Origin of the sequence: Campylobacter sp. LMG 7929, assembly GCF_024723595.1 — a bacterium.
Classification (GTDB): domain Bacteria; phylum Campylobacterota; class Campylobacteria; order Campylobacterales; family Campylobacteraceae; genus Campylobacter_D.
Genome location: NZ_JANQCY010000033.1, coordinates 1 through 1,067 on the forward strand (window position 1 = coordinate 1; position 1,067 = coordinate 1,067).

At 30.0% G+C, this 1,067-nt stretch carries 1 protein-coding gene; it reads left to right on the forward strand.

Features of this window, described 5'->3' with window-relative positions:
* Nucleotides 1–98: 98 nt before the first annotated feature.
* A partial coding sequence (locus CAMP5118_RS07930; RefSeq protein WP_337217024.1) for a cache domain-containing protein occupies nt 99–1,067 on the forward strand: 969 nt, incomplete at its 3' end.

The window sequence follows — 1,067 nt, forward strand, 5'->3', positions numbered from 1 at the left end:
TGATATAAAGGTGGGTTAATTAGTAAGCTAGAATTCGCCAGTTAAACAAACAAGAAATTTTTATTAACTAAACAAGACGTTTATTATCAAGGAGTTTTATGAAAAAAATCACCCAAACTTTAACAAATAAACTAACTTTTTTTGTGGGACTAGCAATAGTAGGAATACTACTAATTGCAAATGTATTTAACTATTTAGAAATAAAACAAGACACTAGAGAACTTATCAATAATTTACAAATTAAAACCATACAAGATGTTGCAAAAAATTTTGAAGACTATAGTGAATCAAGAAGTGATGCTATAAAAGCTGTTGCAGCTGAAATTCAAAAAAACCCAAGTGCAAGCACCAAAGAAATTTATGACATGGTTAGAGTAATCAAAGAAGCAAGTAGTTTTGATGTATTGTACGTAGGACTTGCACACAATGGCGCAATGATAAGATCTAATGGAAACCATCAAACTCCTTCTAATGGTTATGATCCAAGAACTAGAACCTGGTATACAAGTGTTACTTCTGGAAATGACAAAGTTGTGATTTCAAAGCCTTATATGGCTCCAAGCTTAAAAGCTCCTTCTTTAGCTTTTTCATACCCTATAGTTGTTAATGGTAGTTTCATAGGAGCCGTTGGTGGAAATTATGATTTAACTACATTTTCAAAAAATGTACTTTCCATGGGAAAATCAGCAAGTGGATTTGTTGTTGTTATAGATGATGATGGAGTAATATTATTTCATGAACTTGAAGAACAACTACTTAAAAAAACTACATTATCTGAAAACATAGTAAAAACATATCTTAATAGCCCTGAAGGTAAAACAGGAGAATTATCAAAGAATTTTTTTGTAGTTAAAGACGAAAATAACAAAAATAAAGCAGTTATTTGCCAAGAAAATTCATTAGGATATAATATTTGTGCAATCGCAGATGAAGAAATATATACAATACCCGTCAATGAAGCCTTAGTCAAGCAATCATTTATTGGTTTAATAAGTTTAGTTATAGCCCTAGTAATAATAGGATTTGTTATTAAATACAATATCTCACCACTTAAACAAATACAAACC